Origin of the sequence: Kitasatospora sp. NPDC059577, from assembly GCF_042735475.1 — a bacterium.
Taxonomy (GTDB): Bacteria; Actinomycetota; Actinomycetes; order Streptomycetales; family Streptomycetaceae; genus Kitasatospora.
In genome coordinates this window covers 1-4,800 of record NZ_JBHWBZ010000126.1, presented here as the reverse complement: position 1 = coordinate 4,800, position 4,800 = coordinate 1, and the positions used below count along the sequence as shown (strand labels likewise).

General features: G+C 73.2%; 5 protein-coding genes. 3 read left to right on the top strand and 2 right to left on the bottom strand.

Annotated elements, in window-relative coordinates; translation table 11 throughout:
* Positions 1–116: 116 nt before the first annotated feature.
* Positions 117–950, bottom strand: coding sequence for a PIG-L family deacetylase (locus ACFV0O_RS41185; RefSeq protein WP_380350120.1), 834 nt, complete (start codon positions 948–950; stop codon positions 117–119).
* A gap of 318 nt (positions 951–1,268) precedes the next feature.
* Between ACFV0O_RS41185 and ACFV0O_RS41180 the strand changes: the two genes are divergently transcribed.
* Positions 1,269–2,219 (top strand): ketopantoate reductase family protein, encoded by a 951-nt coding sequence (locus ACFV0O_RS41180; protein ID WP_380350117.1) that lies wholly within the window; start codon positions 1,269–1,271, stop codon positions 2,217–2,219.
* 68 nt (positions 2,220–2,287) lie between these two features.
* On the opposite strand, the gene ACFV0O_RS41175 is transcribed toward ACFV0O_RS41180, so the two are convergent.
* The gene (locus tag ACFV0O_RS41175) at positions 2,288–3,163 is read right to left on the bottom strand and encodes an SDR family NAD(P)-dependent oxidoreductase (RefSeq protein ID WP_380350115.1); all 876 of its coding nucleotides are present in this window, start codon (positions 3,161–3,163) and stop codon (positions 2,288–2,290) included.
* Positions 3,164–3,243: 80 nt separating this feature from the next.
* On the opposite strand from ACFV0O_RS41175, the gene ACFV0O_RS41170 reads away from it, so the two are divergent.
* Both ACFV0O_RS41170 and ACFV0O_RS41165 read left to right on the top strand, forming a co-directional pair.
* Entirely contained in the window at positions 3,244–3,948 is a 705-nt protein-coding gene (locus tag ACFV0O_RS41170; protein WP_380350112.1) for a TetR family transcriptional regulator, read from the top strand.
* 377 nt (positions 3,949–4,325) lie between these two features.
* Positions 4,326–4,703 carry a hypothetical protein gene (locus tag ACFV0O_RS41165; RefSeq protein WP_380350110.1) on the top strand — a complete coding sequence of 126 codons (378 nt, stop codon included), beginning with the start codon at positions 4,326–4,328 and terminating at the stop codon, positions 4,701–4,703.
* Positions 4,704–4,800: the final 97 nt, after the last annotated feature.

Here is a 4,800-nt window from a genome sequence, read left to right as displayed (position 1 = left end):
GGGGGGCCCGCCGGCGGCGCCGGGGCGCGCCCCGCCGCGGCGCCCCCGACCGCCCCCCCCCCGGTCGGGGCCGCCGGCCCGGGGGCGCCCCCCCGGGCCGGGGGGGCTCGCCGAGGTCAGCGCAGTCCGGCGAAGAGGTCGTTCTCGGGCAGGGCCGCGCCGGTGGTGTCCCGGACCCGGAGGAAGGTCTCCACGCCCCACAGGTCGTTGAACCGCTCCTTGCCCATCCGCAGGAAGAAGATGTTCTCGCCCTGGCTGGCGTGCGCGGCCAGGGCGTCGAACTTCTGGTCGCCGAACGCGGTGGTGTCCACCCAGGTGCTGATCTCCTCGTCGGGGAGGCCGATCTGGGGCATCTCGGCGGCCTCCGCCGGGTCCGGCTCCTCCCAGTCCGCGCCGAACTCGCGCATGACCTCCCCGAACCGCTTCATCATCGTGTGCGGCGCCGTGGTCCAGTACACCTTGGGCGCCGTTTCGGTCAGTTCCAGCGCCGCCATCGTGATGCGGTGCGCCTGGATGTGGTCGGGGTGGCCGTAGAACCCGTTCTCGTCGTAGGTGACGACGACGTCGGGCCGGTACCGGCGCATCAGTTCGGCGAGCCGGGCGGCGCCTTCCTCGACCGGGGTCTGCCAGAAGGAGCCGGGGGCCTCGTTGGTCGCCCAGCCCATCATCCCGGAGTCGGCGTACTCCAGCAGTTCGAGGTGGCTGACCTTCAGGACCTCGCAGCTGGCTTCGAGTTCCTGACGGCGCATCGCGGCGACGGCGGCCGGGTCGTGGCCGGGGTCGCCCGGCTTGACACCTCCCGGTCCGTCGCCGCAGCCGCCGTCGGTACACGTGACGAGGACCGTACGGATGCCCTCCGCCGCGTACCGCGCGAGGACACCTCCTGTTCCGCTGGCCTCGTCGTCGGGGTGGGCGTGCACCGCCATCAGCGTCAACGGCCGGTCAACCATGAAAACCATCCTCCGGTCTGTAAGTGCTCGGTTCGAGTCTGCGGTACGACGGCGAGCAACCGCCCCGCATTATCGGGGTGACCGGTGACAGTCCGAGGGTGACCCAAGTCATTGCTTGGGTCATCCCGAGGAATCTCCAGGATTGACTTGGGTGTCGGGGGATTCGATCATCGCTACAGGGCCCGGGCGGCAACCGGCCCGGCCTCGCGGCGGATCCCTCCGCACGGCGAGGTCGCGCGGTGCCGACCCATGACGTGCCGAGAGGAAACCACCGTGTCCGTACCGTCCTTTCCGTCCCTCCCCCCTGCTCCACCCGCCGTGTCCGTTCCGCCCGGCGGGAGCCGTGGTGCTTCCGCCGCGGCGTCCGGCGTCGGCCGCCGCCGGACGGTGGCGGTGCTCGGCCCCGGGGGCGTCGGCGGCCTGCTGGCCGCGATGCTGTCCCGCGCCGGTCACCGGGTGATCTGCCTGGCGGGCGAGCCGACCGTACGCCTCCTCCAACGGGACGGAATCCACGTCCGCAGCGCCCGGTTCGGGGACTTCACCGCCCCGGTCGAGGCGTGCACCGAACTGCGCGAGCCCGTCGACCTCTGCCTGGTGACCGTCAAGCAGACCGCGCTGTCGCAGGCTTGTACCCGGATCGCGCCCGAGGCGGTCGCGGACGGCCTGGTCGTGCCGCTGCTCAACGGCGTCGAGCACGCGGACGGGCTGCGCCGGCGGTTCGGCGCGCAGCGGGTCGTCCCCGGCGTGGTGCGGGTCGAGTCGACCAGGGTCGCCCCCGGGAGGGTCGAGCACGGCAGCCCCTTCGTCGAGATCGACCTGGCCGGGCCGCCGGACCGGCTCGCGGACCTCGCCGGACTGCTGGGGGCCGCCGGTGTCCGGACCGGGGTGATCGAGGACGAGCCGACCGTGCTCTGGGGCAAGCTCGCCTTCCTCGCGCCGTTCGCGCTGCTCACCACCCGGTACGGGCTGCCGATCGGCGCGGTCCGGACCGGGCACCGTGCGGAGCTGTCGGCGCTCGTGGCCGAGGCCGCCGCCGTCGGCCGGGCGTGCGGCGCGGCCGTGGACCCGGCGCGCACCCTGGCGCTGTACGACGCCTTCCCGGCGGAGGCGAAGTCGTCGATGCAGCGGGACGCGGAGGCGGGCCGGCCGCTGGAGCTGGACGCGATCGGCGGCGCGCTGCTGAGGTCCGCCGACCGGCACGGGGTGTCCGTGCCGCTGGCCGCCCGGCTGGTGGCGGAGCTGACGGCGCGGGTCGCGGCGGCTTCCTGAGGGGGAGGGGGCGGGCCTGCCGGCCGCTGGCCGCCCGGTCGGTCGGCCCACCTGCCCGTCCCTCCCGGTCAGTTCGCCGCGTCCGGCGGGAAGGGGACCGGGTAGGCCTCGGCGAAGTCGGCCGAGCGGGAGACCTCGCGCCACCGGGTGTCGTCGGCGAGCAGCCTGCGGTCCATGGCGATGGAGCCCTCGGCGGCGTTGACCCCGAGGGGCAGGTGGTGGGGGATGTCGTTGCGCTTCGCCATCCGGACGAGGATCTCGGCGGCGCGGACCGGGTCGCCGGCGACGCCCGCGCCGTCGGCGTTCTGCCGCAGTCGCCGGTTGACGGCGCCGACCGTCTCGTCGTAGGCCGCCGGGATGTCGTGGACGACCATCGAGGAGCCGGCCCAGTCGGTGCGGAAGCCGCTGGGCTCGACGACCAGCACCTTCACGCCGAACGGCGCGGTCTCGGCCCGCAGGACGCGGCTGAAGCCGTCGATGGCGAACTTCGCCGCCTGGTAGGACGCGATGCCGGGCGAACCGCCGACCCGCCCGCCCATGGAGGAGAACTGGACGACCAGGCCGCCCTGCTGTTCGCGCAGCAGCGGGATCGCGGCCTTGGTGACGTGGTAGACGCCCCAGAAGTTGGTCTCGAACTGGGCGCGGAAGTCGGCGTCCTCGGTGGTCTCGATCGGCGAGACGTTGGCGTAGCCGGCGTTGTTCACCAGGACGTCGATCCGGCCGAAGTGCGCGTGGGCCTCGGCGACGGCCGCGCGGGCGGCCTGCGGGTCGGTGACGTCGAGTGCGATCGGCCGGATCCGGTCGCCGAACTCCGCTACGAGGTCGGCGAGTTGTTCGGGGCGGCGGGCGGTCGCGGCCACCCGGTCGCCGGCTCCGAGGGCGGCGCGGACGAGGGTGCGGCCGAAGCCGCGAGAGCTGCCGGTGATGAACCAGGTCTGTTCCATGTCTTTAGTGAAACACCGTTGCGGTAATAGCGCAACACTGTTTCGGTAATACGGCAACGGTGTTGCTCTACGATGGGCGGGTGGATGCACCATCGGAGTTCCAGCGGGCGCGCTCGCCCGAGGCCAAGCGCCGGCGCGAGGCCTCGATCCTGGAGGCGGCCCGGGCACTCGGCCGGGAACGCGGCATCAGGGACGTCTCGCTGACGGACATCGCGGCCGCGGTCGGCATGCACAAGTCGGCGCTGCTGCGGTACTTCGAGACGCGCGAGGAGATCTACCTGCGGCTGACCGCCGAGGGCTGGCACGAGTGGTCGGACGCATTGACCGCGCAGCTGCGGGCGAGCGACGATCCGGGCCCGGCTGCCGTGGCGCGGGCGTTCGCCGCCACGCTCGCGGCCCGGGGCATGTTCTGCGACCTGCTCGCCCACGCGCCGCTCAACCTCGAACGCAACGTCTCGCTCGACGCGGTCCGCGACTTCAAGCTCGCCACCAGGGCCGCCCGCGAGCCGATCGCCGAGGCCGTCCGCGAGCAGGTGCCCGTGCTGAGCGAGCAGGACGTCGTCGACCTGGTCGCCACCGCTGTCGCGCTGGCCGGCGCGATGTGGCAGATCGCCAATCCGGGCGCGGAGGTCGCCGCCCTCTATCGCAGCGATCCGCGCCTCGCCCACGCCGTCATCGAGGTCGAGCCCCGGCTGGCCCGCATCCTCACCGCGACGCTCCTCGGCCTGGCGGCGCAGGCCGGTGCGGCGCAGGCCGGTTCGACGACGGGCGAGCCGTCGGCCTGAGCCGTCGGTCCGGGCTGCCGGTTCGAGTTGTCGGTCCGAGCCGTCGCTCCGGGCCGTCGCTCCGGGCCGTCGCTCCGGGCCGCGGGCGTGACCGGGCCGGGAGGGATCGCCCCTGGTCAGGGGTGGTCCCGCTCGAAGGTCCCGGGTGGTCGGTCGGAGGGGGCGTGGAGCCTCCGTTCACGATCGCTGGAGCGTGCTCGCCAGGGCGTCGGCGATGCGATTGTCTGATTGCGGGCCGGAGATCGCCGGTGCCGGACCGCACCGAGGTCCCGGCTCGGCGCCACCGCGTCACAGCACCACCGCACTTCCCGCAGGCCCGGCCTGCGCTGAACAGCCTTCCAGGACTTTCCAGGACTGCAGATCAAGGGAGAACGCGCGTGAAGATCAGCCGGAAGCTCGTCGTCAGCGCCGTCGCAGGCGGCATCCTCGCCGGGACCGTCGCGCTCGCCGCGCCGGCCAGCGCCGACGTCAAGCAGATCGACTGCGGTGCGGCCCAGGGCCGCGGGGTGACCGTCTACTCCGGCGGCCCCAACCACTACAACGCCGTGCGCTGCTACGGCTTCACGGGCAGCGGCTCCCAGACGGTCAGCGTCTGGCTGACCGGGACCTCCGCCGTGGGTTCGGGTGTGAACACCGGTTACACCAACTACTACACCAGCGGCGGCCGTGACACCGGTGCACGGTTCAACCCGTGGAGCATCACCCCGTACATCGACATGAACTCGACCACGTACTCGGTCAACATCTGGTCCTAGTCTCCATCGCGGCGGGCGGCGGGGCCCCGCCCCGCCCCCCCCCCCCCCCCGACCGCCCGGGGCGTGAGTTTTTAAAAGCTCGGTGGGACCGCTCAAC

Bases quoted from the DNA above. Each gene is read 5' to 3' on its own strand.
- ACFV0O_RS41175 (WP_380350115.1), bottom strand. From the start codon at position 3,163: ATGGAACAGACCTGGTTCATCACCGGCAGCTCTCGCGGCTTCGGCCGC.
- ACFV0O_RS41185 (WP_380350120.1), bottom strand. From the start codon at position 950: ATGGTTGACCGGCCGTTGACGCTGATGGCGGTGCACGCCCACCCCGAC.